The organism is Acidovorax sp. Root70 (assembly GCF_001428225.1).
Lineage (GTDB): Bacteria > Pseudomonadota > Gammaproteobacteria > Burkholderiales > Burkholderiaceae_C > Acidovorax.
Map to the genome: position 1 here is coordinate 33,583 of NZ_LMHQ01000029.1, position 18,895 is coordinate 52,477.

The 18,895-nt window shown below is 62.6% G+C and carries 13 protein-coding genes; 3 read left to right on the forward strand and 10 right to left on the reverse strand.

Translation table 11 applies throughout. The features are described from left to right. Positions 1-110: 110 nt before the first annotated feature. Positions 111-1,019, reverse strand: coding sequence for a pseudouridine synthase (locus ASD94_RS16690; protein WP_056645186.1), 909 nt, complete (start codon positions 1,017-1,019; stop codon positions 111-113). Positions 1,020-1,202: 183 nt separating this feature from the next. Here ASD94_RS16690 and ASD94_RS16695 point away from each other — a divergent pair, with 183 nt between their 5' ends. Beyond that, the gene (locus ASD94_RS16695; RefSeq protein ID WP_056645188.1) at positions 1,203-3,377 is read left to right on the forward strand and encodes an AsmA family protein; all 2,175 of its coding nucleotides are present in this window, start codon (positions 1,203-1,205) and stop codon (positions 3,375-3,377) included. A gap of 147 nt (positions 3,378-3,524) precedes the next feature. Here the strand turns inward: ASD94_RS16695 and clpA are convergent, their stop codons facing one another. The 3 genes from clpA to dnaE form a co-directional block, all read right to left on the reverse strand. Beyond that, entirely contained in the window at positions 3,525-5,873 is a 2,349-nt protein-coding gene (gene clpA / locus ASD94_RS16700; protein ID WP_056645190.1) for an ATP-dependent Clp protease ATP-binding subunit ClpA, read from the reverse strand. A gap of 57 nt (positions 5,874-5,930) precedes the next feature. Continuing rightward, positions 5,931-6,299, reverse strand: coding sequence for an ATP-dependent Clp protease adapter ClpS (clpS, locus tag ASD94_RS16705; RefSeq protein ID WP_056645192.1), 369 nt, complete (start codon positions 6,297-6,299; stop codon positions 5,931-5,933). A 97-nt stretch (positions 6,300-6,396) separates the two neighbouring features. After that, a complete protein-coding gene (gene dnaE / locus ASD94_RS16710; RefSeq protein WP_056645944.1) occupies positions 6,397-9,930 on the reverse strand; it encodes a DNA polymerase III subunit alpha in 3,534 nt (1,177 codons plus the stop codon). A 208-nt stretch (positions 9,931-10,138) separates the two neighbouring features. On the opposite strand from dnaE, the gene ASD94_RS16715 reads away from it, so the two are divergent. Next, entirely contained in the window at positions 10,139-10,936 is a 798-nt protein-coding gene (locus tag ASD94_RS16715) for an outer membrane protein assembly factor BamD (protein WP_056645196.1), read from the forward strand. Here the strand turns inward: ASD94_RS16715 and ASD94_RS16720 are convergent. Beyond that, entirely contained in the window at positions 10,899-12,971 is a 2,073-nt protein-coding gene (locus ASD94_RS16720; RefSeq protein ID WP_056645197.1) for an ATP-dependent DNA helicase, read from the reverse strand. The two genes, ASD94_RS16715 and ASD94_RS16720, sit on opposite strands and share 38 nt — an antisense overlap. Next, positions 12,971-13,174 (reverse strand): YdcH family protein, encoded by a 204-nt coding sequence (locus ASD94_RS23345; RefSeq protein ID WP_108625403.1) that lies wholly within the window; start codon positions 13,172-13,174, stop codon positions 12,971-12,973. Before ASD94_RS23345 ends, ASD94_RS16720 begins: the two co-directional genes overlap by 1 nt. A gap of 107 nt (positions 13,175-13,281) precedes the next feature. Between ASD94_RS23345 and ASD94_RS16725 the strand changes: the two genes are divergently transcribed. After that, positions 13,282-14,088 carry a PP2C family serine/threonine-protein phosphatase gene (locus ASD94_RS16725; RefSeq protein WP_056645199.1) on the forward strand — a complete coding sequence of 269 codons (807 nt, stop codon included), beginning with the start codon at positions 13,282-13,284 and terminating at the stop codon, positions 14,086-14,088. A 130-nt stretch (positions 14,089-14,218) separates the two neighbouring features. Here ASD94_RS16725 and ASD94_RS16730 read toward each other — a convergent pair whose 3' ends face one another. The 4 genes from ASD94_RS16730 to odhB form a co-directional block, all read right to left on the reverse strand. Next, positions 14,219-14,812, reverse strand: coding sequence for a hypothetical protein (locus ASD94_RS16730; protein WP_235510694.1), 594 nt, complete (start codon positions 14,810-14,812; stop codon positions 14,219-14,221). 107 nt (positions 14,813-14,919) lie between these two features. Further along, positions 14,920-16,017 (reverse strand): cell division protein ZapE, encoded by a 1,098-nt coding sequence (zapE, locus tag ASD94_RS16735; RefSeq protein WP_056645203.1) that lies wholly within the window; start codon positions 16,015-16,017, stop codon positions 14,920-14,922. Positions 16,018-16,099: 82 nt separating this feature from the next. After that, positions 16,100-17,527 carry a dihydrolipoyl dehydrogenase gene (lpdA, locus tag ASD94_RS16740; RefSeq protein ID WP_056645205.1) on the reverse strand — a complete coding sequence of 476 codons (1,428 nt, stop codon included), beginning with the start codon at positions 17,525-17,527 and terminating at the stop codon, positions 16,100-16,102. Between the two features lie 90 nt (positions 17,528-17,617). Beyond that, a complete protein-coding gene (gene odhB / locus ASD94_RS16745; protein ID WP_056645207.1) occupies positions 17,618-18,892 on the reverse strand; it encodes a 2-oxoglutarate dehydrogenase complex dihydrolipoyllysine-residue succinyltransferase in 1,275 nt (424 codons plus the stop codon). Positions 18,893-18,895 lie beyond the last annotated feature (3 nt).

Sequence of the window (18,895 nt, forward strand, 5' to 3'; positions counted from 1 at the left end):
CAATGGCCTTTTCAAGCATAGGGAAAACCCTTGCCATTTCCACCTTGCAACAGCCCTGTTCACGAGCCGCAGAAAGGCCCTGACCGATAGCGACAGGGTTGCGAGCGTGTTCAGGGCAGGTGCAGCGACTGCCTGCTTGCAAACACGCGGTGCTCACCAGTGACGGGGTCCACAAACTCGAGAGACCGGGCCAGCAATTGCAGGGGCCGCGAATAATCGCCATCGGGCGGGTCATTGACAACGGGATAGAAAGCGTCGTTGCGCAATGGCAGCCCCAGGGCGGCCATGTGCACCCGCAATTGGTGCCGCTTGCCGGTGACGGGCGACAACAGATACCGTGCCCAGTCACCGTCGGTCTCCAGCACCTGCATATGCGTGTGGCTGTTGGGTTCGCCCGGTGCCTCTTGCATGCGAAAAAACTGCGGGCTCTCCTCCACGCGACTGCGATGGTCGCGCGGGAAGACCAGGTCGGCACGCCAGGGCGCAACAGCCTCGTAGCGCTTGATGATCTGTCGGTCGCGGAACAGCGCCTGGTACGCACCGCGCGTGGCTTGGTGTACCGACAGCATCACCAAGCCAGCGGTATCGCGGTCGATCCGGTGCAGCGGCGACAGCTCTGGCAGCCCCAGACGGCGTTTGAGGCGCACCAGCAGCGTGTTGTGCAGATACCGGCCAGAGGGCGTGACCGGCATGAAGTGCGGTTTGTCCGCCACCACCAGATGCTCGTCCTGATACACCACGGTTTCGCTGAACGGCAAGGTGGGCTCGGCCGACAGGCTGCGGTAGTAGTAGAGGCGCAGTCCCCCCTCAAACGGCCGCACAGGCAGCACGGCCTGTCCGCGCTCGTCGATCACATCGCCAGCCTCCATGCGCTGGCACCATTCATCGCGGGGCACCGCAGGCAGCCGTTCTGCCAAAAAATCCAGCATGCTGCCCTGCCCATGCGTCGGCAGCACCACGCAACTGGGGCTGACTCCATCGCGCACAGGCAGTACGTGGGGATGGCGAGGGTTGTGCATGGTGCGCGGATTCTAGGGGGTTGGATCAGTATCGCGATAGGCCCACGGTCGACTCCGGCCGGTGTTTCACACCAACCCAAAGACACATCGCGGACGCCACACAGGCCGGCGTTGTAGGACAAGCGCGCCAAAGAGTCGCGTGGTGCCCAAAGCCGCGTTGTGCGGGGCTAGCATGACCACTCCATGACAGAGTCCCAGATCGATCACCACAACAAATCAGCAGCGGCTGCCTTGCCTGCCGCGTCCCAACTACGGCGAGGCCATCGCTGGGTGCGCGTGGGATGGACGCTTCTCGCAGCCATTGTGGGGTTGCTGCTGATCGGCGTGATAGCAGTGAGCCAGTGGGACTGGAACCGCGCCAAACCGTGGCTCAGCCAAACCATCAGCGAGGCGACGGGCCGGCAGTTTGCGGTGGAAGGCAATCTATCGGCCTCATGGCGCTGGCCACAGCCTCTTGAAGAGAGCTGGCACCGCTGGGTGCCAGGCATCACATTGGAAGGCACCCAACTGGTCATGCAGGACCCACCGGGGTTTGTTCGCCCTGCCAAGGCCGCAGCGGCCCGCCCCACGGCGCGTGCCGACATGGCGCGTGCATCGCTCAAGCTCTGGCCCCTTTTGGCGCGGGAAGTGGTCATTGATTCCCTGGAACTTACTGGCCCGGACATCGCCCTCGCCCGTCTGCGCGACGGCTCCAACAACTGGACGCTGCCCCCCCCGCGGACGCGCGACGACACCATGCCGCGGTGGACATTCCGCATCGACCAGCTGTTGGTTCGCAAAGGGCAGTTGGCCTATGCCGACGCAGCCCGGGACCTTGACCTGACCGCGCACGTCGATACGCTGAACGATAGGCCACAAGCCGCCGCCCCACAAGAAACGGCCTTTCCGGCGTCCGCCACGGCCGACGCAGCCAGTCCCTCTGCCTATGGTGTGCGCTTCGATTTCAAGGGCACCTTGGGGAAGGCACGCGTCCAAGGCGAGGGGAAGGCGGGCCGCGTGCTCACGCTGCGCGACAAGGAGGTGAATTACCCGCTGCAGTTCACGACCAAGGCGGGCAGCGTGGAGACAGCCGTGGAAGGCGTTCTGGCCAATCCAGGCGCGCTGTCAGGCATGGATTTTCAGGTCATGCTCAAAGGTGCCAGCATGGCGGATCTGTATGCGCTCACAGGCTTGGTCCTACCGAACACGCCGGCGTTTCAAACCCGGGGGCGACTACTAGGCAGCCTGCAGCCGGGCCGGGCTGTGTGGGACTACCGCGACTTCACCGGCACCGTAGGCCAGAGCGATCTGCATGGCACCCTGCGCTTTGTGTCGGGTGCGCCGCGGGGCAAACTGTCGGGCGACATCACCTCCAACCAGTTGCGCCTCGTGGACCTGGGCCCGGTGCTTGGCACGGCTACCACTGCGACGGCCCAGCAGGCAGGCCGCAACGGCAAAGTGTTGCCAGACGCCGCGTTTGCAACCGACCGATGGAATGCCATGGACATGGACCTGAAGTTCGCAGGGCAGCGCGTGGTAAGACCCAACAGCTTGCCGCTGGAAGACCTGAGCGTGCACGCGCGGTTGGAAGATGCCGTGTTGCGTCTCGAGCCCCTGCACTTTGGCGTGGCCAAAGGTCAGATCGACTCGAAACTGGTGTTGGACAGCCGCAACCGGCCGCTCACGGTACGCATGGACACCCGCGTGCAAAACCTGCGGCTCGCGTCGCTGTTTCCTGAAGTGGAACTCACACGCAAAAGCCTGGGACGACTCGATGGCGCCCTGGCACTCAATGGCAAGGGCAGCTCGGTGGCGCAGTGGCTAGGCACCAGCACCGGGGAAGCCCGGCTGTATGTACGCGACGGCACCCTGAGCCGCGAACTGCTGGACCGCGCAGCCCTCAACGTCGGCAGCATCGTGGTGGGCAAACTGTTTGGTGATGACAAGGAAGTGCAGTTGCGTTGCGCGGTGGCCGACCTGGCTGTGCGCAGCGGCGTTGCCACTGTCCGCACCGCCAAGCTGAGCACCAACGAGGCAGTGGTGGATGTCACCGGCACCATCGACCTGGCACAGGAACGCCTGAACCTGAGTGTCAAACCCTCCTCGCTGCAATGGAAATTCTTTTCCCTGCGCACTCCGCTGTATGTGCGCGGCACTTTGGGCAAACCCCAGGTGGGCGTGGAGCCTGGCCCCCTGCTGTTGCGTGCCGGCGCAGCGATTGCCGCTGCCGTGGCCGCGCCCGCAGCCCTGGCCTTGGTACCTGTGACGGTACCCGGCGCCGACGACGATGCTCAGTGTGCGCCCTTGCTCGCACAGGCCACGCAACCGGTCCGGGCAGGGCCAGCGGGCACGCCCGCAGCACGCGCGCCTTCACGCTAGAGCCTGTCTTGATCCTCCCGAGGGTCGCGCAGCAGTCTCATGGAGTACCCCTCATGCCCCAGTGATGCCCCGCCGCATGACCGTCGCCAATAAAAAAGCCCACGGCTTTCACCGTGGGCTTCTTGCTGCCTTGCAGCGAAGCGAAGATCAGTCTGCGGTGGCCTCTTCGGGCTCAGCAGGTTCCGACTTGGCAGAGCGCTCTTTTTTGGGCAAGGGCTGAATGTCGAGCAGCACCTCGGATGTTTCCACGCCCTTGTCGTCCTTCTTCATTTCGATATCCACTGTCAGGCGGCCCCCTTCGGTGAGGCGACCAAACAGCAGTTCGTCGGCCAATGCGCGGCGGATGGTGTCCTGGATCAAGCGCTGCATCGGGCGCGCACCCATGAGTGGATCGAAGCCCTTCTTGGCCAGGTGCTTGCGCAGCGTGTCGGTAAAGGTGACCTCCACCTTCTTCTCGGCCAGTTGGGTCTCCAGCTGCAGCAGGAACTTGTCCACCACGCGCAGGATGATCTGCTCGTCGAGCGCCTTGAAGTTGACGATGGCGTCCAGCCGGTTGCGGAACTCGGGCGTGAACAGGCGCTTGATATCGCCCATTTCGTCGCCCGCCTGCCGCGGGTTGGTGAAGCCGATCGTCGCCTTGTTCATGGTCTCGGCGCCAGCATTTGTGGTCATGATGATGAGCACGTTGCGGAAGTCAGCCTTTCGGCCGTTGTTGTCCGTCAGCGTGCCATGGTCCATGACCTGCAGCAGCACATTGAAGATGTCCGGATGCGCCTTCTCGATCTCGTCGAGCAGCAGCACCGCGTGCGGCTTCTTCGTGATGGCTTCGGTCAGCAGGCCGCCCTGGTCAAAGCCCACATAGCCGGGCGGCGCGCCAATCAGACGGCTGACCGCATGGCGCTCCATGTACTCAGACATGTCGAAGCGGATCAGCTCGATGCCCATGATATAGGCGAGCTGCTTGGCGGCTTCGGTCTTGCCGACGCCCGTGGGGCCGCTGAACAGGAACGAACCGATCGGCTTGTCGCCCTTGCCCAGGCCCGAGCGCGCCATCTTCACCGAACTGGCAAGCACTTCCAGAGCCTTGTCTTGGCCAAACACCACGCTCTTGAGATCGCGTTCCAGCGTCTGCAGCTTGCCGCGGTCGTCGTTGGAGACATTGGCAGGCGGAATGCGCGCTATCTTGGCCACGATTTCTTCGATCTCGGCCTTGCCAATGGTCTTCTTGCGCTTGCTCGGCACCATGATGCGCTGGGCGGCGCCGGCCTCATCGATCACGTCGATGGCCTTGTCAGGCAGGTGACGGTCGTTGATGTACTTGGCACTCAGCTCAGCAGCCGCCTGCAGGGCAGCCGCAGCGTACTTGACGCTGTGGTGCTCTTCAAAACGCGACTTCAGGCCCTTGAGGATATCGATGGTTTCAGCCACGCTCGGCTCGACCACGTCCACCTTCTGGAAGCGGCGGGACAGGGCAGCATCCTTCTCAAAAATGCCGCGGTATTCCGTGAATGTGGTCGCGCCAATGCATTTGAGCTGCCCGCTGGAAAGCGCCGGCTTGAGCAGGTTGGACGCGTCCAGCGTGCCACCTGACGCAGCGCCTGCACCGATCAGGGTGTGGATCTCGTCGATGAAAAGGATGGCATTGGGCTTGTCCTTGAGGGACTTGAGCACGCCCTTGAGGCGCTGCTCGAAATCACCCCGGTACTTGGTACCCGCCAGCAGCGCGCCCATGTCGAGCGAATACACCGTGGCCTCGGCCAGGATCTCGGGCACGTCGTTCTGGGTGATGCGCCAAGCCAGACCTTCGGCAATCGCCGTCTTGCCCACGCCAGCTTCACCCACCAACAGCGGGTTGTTCTTGCGGCGACGGCACAGGATCTGGATCGTGCGCTCTACTTCGTAGTGGCGCCCGATCAGCGGATCAATCTTGCCGTCCTTGGCAGCCTGGTTCAGGTTCTGGGTGAACTGCTCGAGAGGCGACGCCTTTTCGTTGCGCTCGCCGCCACCGCCCTCTTCGCCTTCAGCCTGGTTTTCGGCCTTCGCGGGTTCTGGGGGCTCACCTTTCTTGATGCCGTGGGCGATGAAGTTGACCACGTCGAGGCGCGTGACGCCCTGCTGGTGCAGGTAGTACACGGCGTGCGAATCCTTCTCGCCAAAGATGGCCACAAGCACGTTGGCGCCCGTGACCTCTTTCTTGCCGTTGCCCGTGGATTGCACGTGCATGATCGCGCGCTGGATCACGCGCTGGAATCCCAGTGTGGGTTGCGTGTCCACCTCGTCAGATCCTGCAACCTGGGGGGTATTGTCTTTAATGAAGTTGGCCAATGATGAACGCAGATCATCAATGTTGGCCGAACATGCGCGCAGCACCTCCGCTGCGCTGGGGTTATCGAGCAATGCAAGCAACAGATGCTCCACGGTGATGAACTCGTGGCGCTGCTGGCGGGCCTCAACAAAGGCCATGTGCAAGCTGACTTCCAGTTCCTGGGCAATCATGTGAACTCCTTTGTGCTTGCGTGGAAGGGATAACTGTAGATCGGGATCAAAAACCTGTTATTCAACAGGCTCACTGACACATTGCAGTGGGTGGCCCGCTTTGAGGGCGGCGTCAAGCACTTGTTCTACCTTGGTGGCGGCAACGTCGCGCGAATAAACGCCGCAAACGCCTTTACCGTCAAGGTGGATCTTCAACATGATCTGGGTGGCCGTTTCGCGGTCTTTGCTGAAGAATTCCTGCAGCACCACGATGACAAACTCCATGGGGGTGTAGTCGTCGTTGAGCATAACCACCTGATACATCTGTGGCGGCTGGGTCTTTTGGGTGCGCCTCTCGAGCACGACCGAACCGCCATCATCCCGCGCAGGCCTTGTCGCCGGCGGCGCGGTGGGGGGTGAAGGTGGTTTTGTTGCCATGAAAATCATTCTAGCGACCCGCACGGGAGGCTGCTGCTGGAGAAGCTGGTTGTTGAACAGGTATTTTTCAACCCATGGCGTACAGAAACTTGCGCCGGGCAATCCATCACTCGTAGACCACAGTGGCAGCGCCTGCACCTACCTGCGCCGTCCATGCGGCCAGAGCGGCATCGCTGGGGTAAAAACGTGCGTTCTCGCCCAGTTGCAACTCCGCCACTGCGACCGCGTCATCTGACAGGCAACGCACGCCCATGCGCACGCGCAGTCCGTGCACCAGTTCTCCTTCGGCGATTTCTTCACGCAACGGCGGAAATTCGCGCACCAGGCGCGGCACGTCTGGCGCCTTGTCGGCCACCGCTACATGCAGGTATTTGCCAAACCGGCAACGCGCTCCCGCCAGGTCCCACACCTGCTGCACCTTCACACGCAAGCCTCCGCTGAAGTGGTCCAGCTGCAGCCGCCCCATCATCACCACAAACTCGTCCTCCTTGAGCTGATTGCGGTAGGTGTTCAGCAATGCCTCATCGGCAGAAGCCTCGATCACGGCAGACTTGTCATCCAGCTTGAACAGACCCAACCGGCCGCGCTGCCCGTTGATGACACGAAAGTCGCTGATGATGCCGGCCAGCACCTGGGGCTCGCGGCTGTCGAGCAGTTCATCAATCTGCGTGCGCACAAAACGGCGCACCTCGGTGGCCACCTCGTCGAACAGGTGACCGGACAGGTAGAACCCCACGGCGGTTTTTTCGAGCGTGAGCCGCTCCTTGATGCCCCAAGGGGTTGCGTCCACCAGATCCGGCTCCTGGGTGCTCGAGCCATGGGCGTCATCGCCCATCATGTCGAACAAACCACCCTGGTTCACATTGGCCAGCGTGGCGGCGGCAAAGTCGAAGGCCCGATCAATGGAGGCCACCAGGGCCGCCCGGTTGAGGTGGATGGAATCAAAGGCGCCCGCTTTGATCAGCGCTTCCACTGTGCGCTTGTTCATGCGGGCCTTGTCCACACGCACACAAAAATCAAACAGGCTCTTGAAAGGCCCCGTGGTGGATCCCTGCGGCCCTTCGCCACGCCCTTCCCGGGCGGCGACGATGGCTTCAATCGCCTGCTGACCCGTACCCTTCACAGCCCCTAGGCCATATCGGATGATCTTGTCGGTGACCGGCTCGAACCGATAGAAGCCCCGGTTCACATCCGGCGGCTCGAACGACAGACCCATCTTTTGCGCGTCTTCGAACAACACCTTGAGCTTGTCGGTGTCATCCATTTCCACGGTCATGTTGGCGCAGAAGAACTCGGCCGTGTAGTGCACCTTGAGCCAACCAGTGTGGTAAGCCAGCAAAGAGTAAGCAGCAGCGTGCGACTTGTTGAAGCCATAGCCCGCGAACTTCTCCATCAAGTCGAACACTTCGTCGGCTTTTTCCTGGCTGATGCCCTTTTCTGCCGCCCCCTTGCGGAAGATGGCGCGGTGTTCGGCCATCTCCTCGGCCTTCTTCTTGCCCATGGCGCGCCGCAGCATGTCTGCGCCACCCAAGCTGTAGCCGCCCAGTACCTGGGCGGTCTGCATCACCTGCTCCTGGTACACCATGATCCCGTAGGTCTCAGCCAACACGGGTTCGACCAGCGGGTGGGGGTACTCCACCACTTCCTTGCCATGCTTGCGATTCACAAAGCTGGGGATCAGGTCCATGGGCCCTGGCCGGTACAACGCATTCAGGGCAATCAAGTCCTCCAGCCGGCTTGGACGCGCCTCTTTCAACATGCCCTGCATGCCGCGGCTTTCAAACTGGAACACGGCCTCCGTCTTGCCCTCGGAGAACAGCCGGTAGGTGGGCCCATCGTCGAGCGGTATGTTCTCGAACGCAAAGTTCTCCTGCCCCTTGTGGCGCTGGATGATGAACTCGCGCGCAATCTCCAGGATGGTGAGCGTGGCCAAGCCCAAGAAGTCGAACTTCACCAAGCCGATGGCTTCCACGTCGTCCTTGTCATACTGGCTCACGGCAGACTCGCTGCCCGGCTGCTGGTAGAGCGGACAAAAATCGGTGAGCTTGCCCGGCGCAATCAATACACCCCCGGCATGCATGCCGATGTTGCGTGTCATGCCTTCAAGCTTCTGCGCCATCTCGATGACGGTCTTGACGTCTTCTTCCTTGCGCACACGCTCGTAGAGCATGGGCTCCAGTTCCAGCGCGTAGTTGTTCTTGTCGCCTTCCTTTTTCACCTCGGGTGGGTAGGCCAGGGTGTAGGACATGCCAGGCTTGCCAGGCACGAGCTTGGAGATGCCATCACAGAAGGTGTAGCTCATGTCCATCACCCGGCCGACATCGCGGATCGCGGCCTTGGCGGCCATGGTGCCGAAGGTGGCGATCTGGCTCACGGCATTCTTGCCGTACTTTTCCTTGACGTAGTCAATCACCCGGTCGCGGTTGGACTGGCAGAAATCGATGTCGAAGTCGGGCATCGATACCCGTTCTGGGTTCAGGAAGCGCTCGAACAGCAGGTTGTATTGCAACGGGTCCAGATCGGTGATCTTCAACGCATACGCAACCAGCGAGCCGGCGCCCGACCCACGACCCGGCCCCACCGGGCAGCCGTTCAGCTTGGCCCACTGAATAAAGTCACCCACGATCAGGAAGTAGCCAGGAAACCCCATCTTGAGAATGGTGCCCAGCTCGAACTCCAGACGCTCCACATACCGTGGACGCTGGCTTTCGCGCTCGGCCTCGCGAGGAAAGAGGTGTTTCAGGCGATCCTCTAGCCCCTCGAAAGAGGCATAGCGGAAATACTCGTCGATGGGCATGCCGTTGGGCGTCGGAAAATCCGGCAACTGCGGCTTGCCAAGCACCAGGGTCAGATTGCAGCGCTGCGCAATCTCGACCGTATTGGCGATGGCCGATGGCAGATCGGCAAACAAGGCCTCCATCTCGGCGGAAGACTTGAAATACTGGTCGCGAGTGAACTTGCGCACCCGGCGCGGGTTGGCCAGGATTTCCCCCTCGGCGATACAGATGCGCGCCTCGTGCGCCTCGTAATCATCAGGCTCGGCAAACTGCACAGGGTGGGTTGCCACCACCGGCAGGTTCAGCCGGGCTGCGAGCTGCGCTGCGGCCACCACATGGGCTTCGTCGTCGCCTCGGCCGGCCCTTTGCAGCTCAACATAGAACCGGTGCGGAAAAATGCCCGCCAAACGCAGCGCGATATCGGCCGCACCCGACTCGTCCCCCTTCATCAGCGCCTGACCCACTGGGCCCGCCTGGGCGCCAGACAGGGCGATCAAGCCCTCCGACAGCTCCTCCAGCCAGGTCCAGGTGCTCAGCGCGAGGTTTTTGGCGACGTTACGGGTCCAGGCCCGGGCCAGCAGTTCCGACAGGTTCAAATAACCTTGGCGGTTTTGCACCAGAACAATCAGACGTGAGGGAGCAGCACCCGCCTCGCCTTCAACAAAGATCTCGGCGCCCAAGATGGGCTTGACCCCCTTGCCTCGGGCCTCCTTGTAAAACTTGATCGCGCCAAAGAGATTGTTGAGATCGGTGATGGCCAGCGCAGGCTGGCCGTCCTTGGCAGCGGCTTTGGCCACCTCATCGATACGATTGGTACCGTCAACGACGGAGAACTCGGTGTGCAGGCGCAAATGAACAAACATGCAGGCATTGTAGAAACCCCGGCGGCCCACCTGTGACTGCCCGGGCCGCTGTACCGTCAGACCGCGGGCGCCCCAGTACAATGCTTTTTCGTGCCCAGAATGACAGTGAGGGCTGCCGTGTCGAGTGCGTCAGGCGCACACCCCCGCTGCAGAGCCCCTGAGCCCCTTCTTGCGCACCTTTTTCCTTCTTTGCTGAAAGCTGCTTGCGATGCTGCGTGCCCCACTGCCCCTTGTTTCCGCCTTGCTGCTGGCCGGTCTGCTGGCTGGCTGCTCCAGCACCACGGTCGATAAAACGGCGGGCTGGAGCCCCAATCGCATCCACTCCGAAGCCCAGGACGAAATGAACAGCGGGGCCTATGACAAGGCCGTTCCGCTGCTGGAAAAGCTGGAGGGCCGTGCAGCAGGTACCCCACTGGCCCAGCAAGCCCAGATCGACAAAGCCTATGCCCACTACAAGGCGGGCGAAAAGGCACAGGCCGTCGCGACGCTGGACCGCTTCATGAAGCTGCACCCCGCCAGCCCTGCACTGGACTATGCGCTGTACCTGAAGGGCCTGGTCAACTTCAACGATAACCTGGGCCTTTTCTCGTTCATCTCACGCCAGGATCTGTCCGAGCGCGACCAGAAGGCCGCCAAGGACTCGTTTGAAGCGTTCAGTGAATTGGTCACACGCTTTCCCGAATCCCGCTATGCGCAGGACTCTCGCCAACGCATGACCTACATCGTCAATTCGCTGGCCCAATACGAAGTACATGTGGCACGGTACTACTTTGAGCGCGGCGCCTACGTGGCCGCCATTGGCCGTGCGCAAGTGGCATTGGCCGACTACCAAGGTGTTCCCGCGCTCGAAGAGGCGCTGTACATCTTGATCCAGTCGTACGACGCCTTGGGGATGACCCAGCTGCGGGACGATGCGCGCCGCGTGATGGACAAGTCCTACCCGCAAAGCGCCTATCTGAGTGGCGGCGTCAAGGGCAAGTCGGATCCATGGTGGAAGGTCTGGTGAGCGCCAGCAGCGCAGCCTCAAACGCCTCAGGCGATTCCAGCCGCCGCATCGGTGGCAAAGCGGCCAGCAAGCGCTTGCCATAACCCATGGTGACAAGGCGCGTGTCGCCCACCACCAGAATGCCCCGGTCCGTTTCATGCCGGATCAAGCGGCCCGCACCTTGCTTGAGCGCTACCGCCGCCTCCGGCAGTGCATAGGACTTGAACGCTTTGCCCCCCGCCTTTTCGATGCGCTGCGTACGTGCCTCCACCAGGGGATCTCCCGGCGGCGGAAACGGCAGCTTGTCGATCACCACCAGCTGCAGAGCATCGCCCGGCACATCAAAACCCTCCCAGAACGAGGCCGACGCCACCAGCACACAGCCCGGGCGGCCGTGCGACGCCCCCTCGCGAAAACGCTCCATCAGGCGCCGCTTGGGCCAGTCGCCCTGCACCAGCACTTCCAGTGCACCCGAACCTTGCCACCGCGCTTTGAGCGCATCACCGATGGTGCGCAAGGCCTTCAATGTGGTCGTGAGCACCAGCGTACGCCCCGCCAATGGCTCGGCGGCAGAGGCAACCCAATCAGCCACGCTGCGGCTGTGGGACGGGTCGGCAGGCGACGGCAACTCGCGCGGCACATAGAGTGCAGCCTGCCGAGCGTAATCAAATGGGCTGGTCACGCGCAGGATGCGCACATCCTGCAGCCCGGAACGTTCGGTGAACCAGGTCAAAGCTTCATCGTCACCCAGGGTGGCCGAGGTAAAAATCCACGCCCGACCAACGCCTGCGGAAGTGTCCTCGGGCCAGGCATCTCCCTGCGAGGCCTCTGCGGGCGACGCCAGAATCCGTGTGCGCATGGCATCAGCAATGTCCAGCGGGGACTCGATCAAGCGCAACTGGCTGCCCACATCCAGCCAGCGAACTCCATCGGCCTGGCAAGGGCCCGAAAACCGCGCCATCCTGGCCAACAGTGCGTTACCGCGCTCGTACAGGCGCTCCAGATCAGGTGCCATTTCGCTCACGGTGTCCAGTGCCCCCAGGGCCTGCGCACACGCAGATGCCACAGCGCGCAGCGCGGCCTGCCACGCAGAGCCTGATACCCCCTCGGGTATCTCGTCTGTCCAGCGCAGCCTGCTCCCCCCTGACACGCTGCCCCCGCCATTGACCGCTACCACGCCCACCGCCAGACGCAGGTCCCGCGCAGACAACTCCACACGCTGCGCAATACCTGCCCAGTCAGCCAGACCCCGCGCATGTTGCAACCCGGCCATCAGCAGGTCACGGGCAAAGTCCGTCCATTGACCCGTGGAAATCTGCGCACCTAAAAACTGCACGCCTGTCTCATTGATCTGGTGGGCCTCGTCGAAGACCACCACACGCACCGTGGGCAACAACTCGGCCATGCCCGATTCGCGCACCGCCACATCAGCAAAGAACAGATGGTGATTGATGACCACGATATCGGCCGCCAGCGCCTCGCGCCGCGCACGATGGACGTGGCATTCGCGAAACCGGGGGCACGGTGAGCCCAGGCAATTCTCACGCGTCGAAGTGACCAGCGGAATCACGGGGGAGCGTTCATCCAGTCCTGTCAGCTCCGCCAGATCGCCCGACACGGTATGGCGCGACCAGTCTTCCACCTTGGCCAGCACACGCACCACTCCACGGTCCTGAGCCTGGACATCCAGGCGCGCCTGCTCCATGCGATGCAGGCACAAGTAACTGGCGCGCCCCTTGAGCAGGGCCATGCGGACGGGCAGCCCCAGGATCTGCGCCAAGCGAGGCAGATCTCGCGCAAACAGCTGGTCTTGCAAGGCCTTGGTCGCCGTGGACAAAAGCACCCGCTCGCCACTCAGCAAGGCCGGAACCAGATACGCATAGGTCTTGCCCACTCCCGTGCCCGCTTCCACCACCAGTGCCCCACCCTCGGCAATGGTGTGCGCCACTGCAACGGCCATCTGGGTCTGGCCATCACGCGGTTGAAAATGCCCATCTGCCCGAGCCAGTACGCCATCGGGGGCAAAGACCTCCGGCACCATGGCCACCAGCGACATCAGGCAGGCTCTTGGGGTTGCAGCTGCTGCTCAAGCCGCTCAAGCGCGTCGCGCAGCACGAGACGGCGCTTTTTGAGTCGACGCAGGGTGAGTTCGTCAGGCGCCACGTCGGGCGTACACCGGTCGATCAACGCGTCAAGATCGGCATGCTCCATGCGTAGCTCGATCAACTGACGGTGGGGGGAGTGCAGGCTGGGTTTCAAGGCAGGAGGCCGCAGACATGGCAAAAATGCCACAGGCGGGCGGATAATACGCGCTTGGCCCGCTTTCCACGACAGGCGTTCGCGTAGGCGCCCCCACAATCTGCAGCATGACCAAAGCGTTTCGCCTCATCGCCTCCACCGGCATCCACAAGGGTGACCGCGAATACCAGCAAGACCAGGTGGCACTGATCTCTCACGAACGGCACAACGGCTGTGTTCTGGGGGTGGTCGCCGACGGAATGGGTGGCCGCAGCGGGGGGCGCAAGGCCTCGGACCAGGTCATGATGACGGCACGGCAATTGTTCGAACGCTATTCCCCCGACACCGATGACCCGGTGGCAATGCTCAAGAACATGGTGGAAGAGGCCCACATCGTCATTCGACTGACGGCGATTTCGGCAGAGCAGGAACCGCACAGCACCATCGCCGCATTTCTCATCAACCCCCGAGGCGACTGCCATTGGGTCCATGCAGGCGACTCGCGCATCTACCACTTTCAAGGTCCCCGACTCGCGTTTCGCACCAGCGACCACTCCTACGTGCAAGCGCTGGTGGACCGGGGTGAGCTGACAGAGGCTGAGGCCAACAACCATCCTCACTCCAACATTCTGGTCGGCTGCCTTGGCACCGAGAGCGACCCGCCCATTACCACCCACATCATTCCGCAGCTGCAACCGGGCGATGTCTTGCTGGCCTGCAGCGACGGGGTATGGCACTACTTTTCTCCCACCGAACTGGCGTCGGTAGTCGATTCGCTGTCGCCCCGCGAAGCCACGGAATTTTTGATTGAAAAGGCCCGCTCGCGGGCGCGCGGAGGCGGCGACAACTTGTCCCTCGTCGTCGTCAAAATCGAGGCGCTGGCCGAAGAGAAGAAGATTGCACGCCTGACACCGCTGGATATGGGCCGACCCTGAGGGTTAGGTCACCCTCACCCATCGGGAGCGCCGATGGGTGCGCGGAGGTCCATCGGGCAACCAGTAGATAGACCCACCCTACAGACAACCATTGGGCCTTTCATCGCCCGGCCCAGCGGTTCTCAATGGCTCAGTGCAGCGGCGCAGAGGCCGCAGGTACTGGCAAGGGCGCCGAAGGTTTGCGGCCTTGGGCCAGCGCATCGGCTTGAGATTTTTCGACCCGTGCACGGCGTTCCTCGGCAGCTTGCAGCGCCTGGGCATGTTTGGCGCGCGACTGGGCAGCGCGGTCGGCTGTCGCGGTGGCGCGGGCGGCCTGTTCATTGGCCTGGGTCTGTGCACGGCTGTTTTGTTGCTGCGCGCGCTGGTGTGCGTCCTGATCCCGCTGCACCTTGGCAGCATCCGGGTCGGCGGCTGGTTTGCGGACCTGCGCATCGGCGCGTTTGCCTGCTGGCAGCACGGTCGCCTGCTTTTCTTCGATGACCCGCAGACGCAGCGCCGCCTTCTCACGGCGCTCTGCATCATTGAGCTCAATTTCCTGCGCGCGCAATCGGTCTTGCGCCTCCCGCACCTTCGCACGCACGCCGCGCAAGCAATCTTCCACCGCAAAGCGCTGGTAGCACACGGCCTCTTCTTGCTGGCGCCGAGCTGTCAGTGCCTCGCGTTCGTGCGCTATGCGGCCATGCTCTGCCTTGCGGTGCGCGGCGGCCGCCGAAGGCGCGGACACGGACTCTTCTTCTGGTGCGGTTGCTGCCCTTGCAGAAGCCACCACCACGGGCGCCATGACGGCGGCCAGCACCCACGAAAGCGCAACCCACCGCCTATCGGATCTGCTCATGTCAGCCCCGTATCCACAGTGCGACGCTCCAGCGCCAGAAACTCCTTGGACTGCATCTCGTTGAGACGGGACACGGTGCGAGGAAACTCGTGAGCCAGAGGCCCTTCGGTGTACAGCTGCTCAGGCGGCACCGCTGCCGACAGAATGAGCTTGACTCGGCGGTCGTACAACACATCCACCAGCCAGGTAAACCGCCGCGCAGGCGACGCCATGCTCACTGGCATATAGGGGACATCGGACAGCAACACCGTGTGGAACTGCGTCGCAATTTCCAGGTAGTCGTTTTGCGACCGAGGGCCACCACACAGGGTCTTGAAGTCGAACCACACCACGCCCCCGGCCTTGCGACGGGCCCGGATCTCGCGCGCCTCGATATGCAGCACCGGGTCTTCGTCATGCACTTCGGCCAGTTGATCGAACGCCTGGTTCATCTCGGCGTCCGCTTCCGAGCCCAGCGGCGTGTGATACAGCTTCACATGCTCCAGCGTCCGGCGGCGGTAGTCTGTGCCGTTGTCCACGTTGACCACTTCGAGCCGCTCATTGAGCAGGTCAATCGCCGGCAGGATGCGGTCGCGATGCAAGCCACCGGGGTAAAGGTCGTCAGGCTTGAAATTGGAAGTGGTCACAAAGCCGACGCCGTTGTCGAACAACGCCACCAGCAACCGATGCAGGATCATCGCGTCCGTGATGTCCGCCACATGGAACTCATCAAAACAAATGAGCTTGTAGCGTTTGGCGATGCGCTCGCCCAAAACGTCCAGCGGATTGACCGTGCCCTGAAGGGCTGCAAGTTCGCGATGTACTTCACGCATGAATTCGTGAAAGTGCAGGCGCACCTTGCGCTTCAGGGGCACAGCATCAAAAAAGCACTCCATCAAAAAGCTCTTGCCCCGCCCCACGCCGCCGTACATGTAGACGCCCCGCGGAATCTCCGGGCGGTTGATCAGCTTCTTGATCGCGTTGGAGCGTCGTGCCTTGTACTGGGCCCACTCGTCAGCACAGCGCTGCAGGGCATCCACTGCACGCAGCTGGGCGGGGTCGCTTTGGTAGCCTTTGGCGGCCAGCTCGGCCAGGTAAGCCTGTTTGACGGTCACGTTACGGATGCTCTGATACTACAAAATTGATAGCTGCAAGCGCATGAAAATCATGCACTTGCAGCCGATTGATATCCAAATATCAGAAGTTGAGCGTGCGCTTGTCCACGGCCAGCGCCGCTTCCTTGGTGGCTTCGCTCAAGCTGGGGTGCGCATGGCAGATGCGCGCGATGTCTTCGCTGCTCGCCTTGAACTCCATGGCCACCACGGCTTCGGAGATCAACTCGCTGGCCTGTGGGCCCACGATGTGCACGCCCAGGATTTCATCCGTTTCGGCATCGGCCAGCATCTTGACCATGCCGGTGGTGTCACCCAGCGCCCGTGCGCGGCCATTGGCCAGGAACGGGAAGCTACCGGCCTTGTACTTGACGCCGTCGGCCTTGAGCTGCTGCTCGGTGCGGCCCACCCACGCGATCTCGGGGCTGGTGTAGATGACCCAGGGGATGGTGTTGAAGTTGACATGGCCATGCTGGCCGGCAATGCGCTCGGCCACGGCAACGCCCTCTTCCTCGGCCTTGTGCGCCAGCATGGGGCCGCGCACCACGTCGCCCACCGCCCAGACGCCGGGCAGGTTGGTCTTGCAGTCGGCATCCACCACGATGGCGCCGCGCTCGTCCAGGGCCAGGCCCACGGCTTCGGTGTTCAGGCCGATGGTGTTGGGCACGCGGCCGATGGAGACGATGAGCTTGTCCACATCCAGCGACTGGGCTTCGCCCTTGGCGTTGGTGTAAGCGATGGAAACGCCCTTCTTGCCAGTCTTGATCTCGCCGACCTTCACACCCAGTTCGATCTTCAGCCCCTGCTTGTCGAACGCCTTCTTGGCTTCCTTGGCAATCTGTTCGTCCACTGCACCCAAGAACGTGGGCAGGCCTTCGAGAATGGTGACTTCAGCGCCGAGGCGGCGCCACACGGAGCCCATTTCCAGGCCGATCACACCCGAGCCGATCAGGCCGAGCTTCTTGGGCACCGCACCCACGCGCAGCGCGCCGTCGTTGGACAGCACCAGTTCTTCGTCGAACGGCGTGCCAGGCAGCGCACGGGCGTTGGAGCCCGTGGCGATGATGATCTGCTTGCCGGTCAGCGTTTCGTCGGCGGCGCCAGCCACCTTGATTTCGTAGCCGCCTTCAGCCGCTTTGACGAACGACCCACGACCGTGGAAAAAGCTGACCTTGTTCTTCTTGAACAGGTACAGGATGCCGTCGTTGTTCTGCTTCACGACGGTGTCCTTGCGGGCGATCATCTTGGCCACGTCCATCTTGACGCCGGTGGCGGTGATGCCGTGCTCCGCAAAGTGCTTGTTGGCATGCTCGAAATGCTCGGACGACTGCAGCAGCGCCTTGGAGGGGATGCAGCCCACGTTGGTGCAGGTGCCGCCGGGTGCAGGGCCGCCCTTGTCGTTCTTCCACTCATCAATACAGGCCACGTTGAAGCCCAGCTGGGCCGCGCGAATGGCGGCAATGTAGCCACCAGGGCCGCCGCCGATGACGATCACATCAAATTGTTTGCTCATGGGAAATCTCGTTCAGTCAGTTGGAGAAAGACCCACCGGCGGGCAGGACCAGAGGTCGGGCCACGCGGGTGGGTCGATGCAGTCAGGGGATCAGATGTCGAACAGCAGACGCGATGGGTCTTCCAGCGCGTCCTTCATCGCCACCAGGCCCAGCACGGCTTCGCGGCCGTCGATGATGCGGTGGTCATAGGACATGGCCAGGTAGTTCATCGGGCGCACCACGACCTGCCCGTTCTCGACCATGGCGCGGTCCTTGGTGGCGTGCACGCCCAGAATGGCCGACTGTGGAGGGTTGATGATCGGGGTGGACATCATCGAACCAAAGGTGCCGCCATTGGAGATCGAGAACGTGCCGCCGGTCATTTCTTCAATGCCCAGCTTGCCTTCTGCCGCCTTCTTGCCGAACTCGGCGATCTTCTTTTCGATGTCGGCGAAGCTCATCTGGTCGGCATTGCGCAAGATGGGCACCACCAGGCCACGGGGCGAGCCCACGGCGATACCGATGTCGAAATAGCCGTGGTAGACGATGTCGTTGCCGTCCACCGACGCGTTCAACACAGGGTACTTCTTGAGGGCATGCACGGCAGCCTTCACGAAGAAGGACATGAAGCCCAGCTTGGTGCCGTGTTCCTTGGTGAAGCTGTCCTGGAACTTCTTGCGCAGGTCCATCACCGGGGCCATGTTCACTTCGTTGAACGTGGTCAGGATGGCGTTGGTCGATTGCGACTGGAGCAGGCGCTCGGCCACGCGGGCGCGCAAACGGCTCATGGGAACGCGCTGTTCGGGGCGGCCGCTCAGGTCTTCCTTGCCAGCGGGCGCTGCCACCTGGGGCAGTGCCTTCGTAGGCACGCCGGTGGGGATCACGCTGGGAGCAGCAACGGCAGCCTTGGCGCCGCCCGCCACAGCGGCCAGCACATCGCCCTTAGTCACGCGGCCGTCCTTGCCCGAACCGGCCACGGCCGAGACAGACAGGTTGTTGTCGGCCAGCAGCTTGGCGGCCGCAGGCATGGCCACATCACCCTTCGAACCGCCAGCGGCGGGTTGGGCTGCAGCAGCAGGCGCCGCTGCGGCAGCAGGCGCTGCAGCCGCCGGGGCGGCAGCCGGAGCAGCCGCACCCGCCTTGCCTTCGGTGTCGATCTTGGCGATCAGCTGCTCGGCCACCACCGTGGCGCCATCGCCCTGGATGATTTCGGCCAGCACGCCCGCCGACGGAGCGGGCACTTCGAGCACAACCTTGTCGGTTTCGATCTCGATGAGGATTTCGTCGACGGCGACGGCCTCACCGGCCTTTTTCTTCCAGGTCAGCATGGTGGCTTCGGCCACGGATTCGGACAGCTGGGGGACTTTGACTTCTACGATAGCCATATC

Bases quoted from the DNA above. Each gene is read 5' to 3' on its own strand.
- clpA (WP_056645190.1), bottom strand. From the start codon at position 5,873: ATGATTGCCCAGGAACTGGAAGTCAGCTTGCACATGGCCTTTGTTGAG.
- ASD94_RS16715 (WP_056645196.1), top strand. From the start codon at position 10,139: ATGCTGCGTGCCCCACTGCCCCTTGTTTCCGCCTTGCTGCTGGCCGGT.
- ASD94_RS16725 (WP_056645199.1), top strand. From the start codon at position 13,282: ATGACCAAAGCGTTTCGCCTCATCGCCTCCACCGGCATCCACAAGGGT.
- ASD94_RS16720 (WP_056645197.1), bottom strand. From the start codon at position 12,971: ATGTCGCTGGTGGCCATGGTGCCGGAGGTCTTTGCCCCCGATGGCGTA.
- ASD94_RS16695 (WP_056645188.1), top strand. From the start codon at position 1,203: ATGACAGAGTCCCAGATCGATCACCACAACAAATCAGCAGCGGCTGCC.
- dnaE (WP_056645944.1), bottom strand. From the start codon at position 9,930: ATGTTTGTTCATTTGCGCCTGCACACCGAGTTCTCCGTCGTTGACGGT.
- clpS (WP_056645192.1), bottom strand. From the start codon at position 6,299: ATGATTTTCATGGCAACAAAACCACCTTCACCCCCCACCGCGCCGCCG.
- lpdA (WP_056645205.1), bottom strand. From the start codon at position 17,527: ATGAGCAAACAATTTGATGTGATCGTCATCGGCGGCGGCCCTGGTGGC.
- odhB (WP_056645207.1), bottom strand. From the start codon at position 18,892: ATGGCTATCGTAGAAGTCAAAGTCCCCCAGCTGTCCGAATCCGTGGCC.
- ASD94_RS16690 (WP_056645186.1), bottom strand. From the start codon at position 1,019: ATGCACAACCCTCGCCATCCCCACGTACTGCCTGTGCGCGATGGAGTC.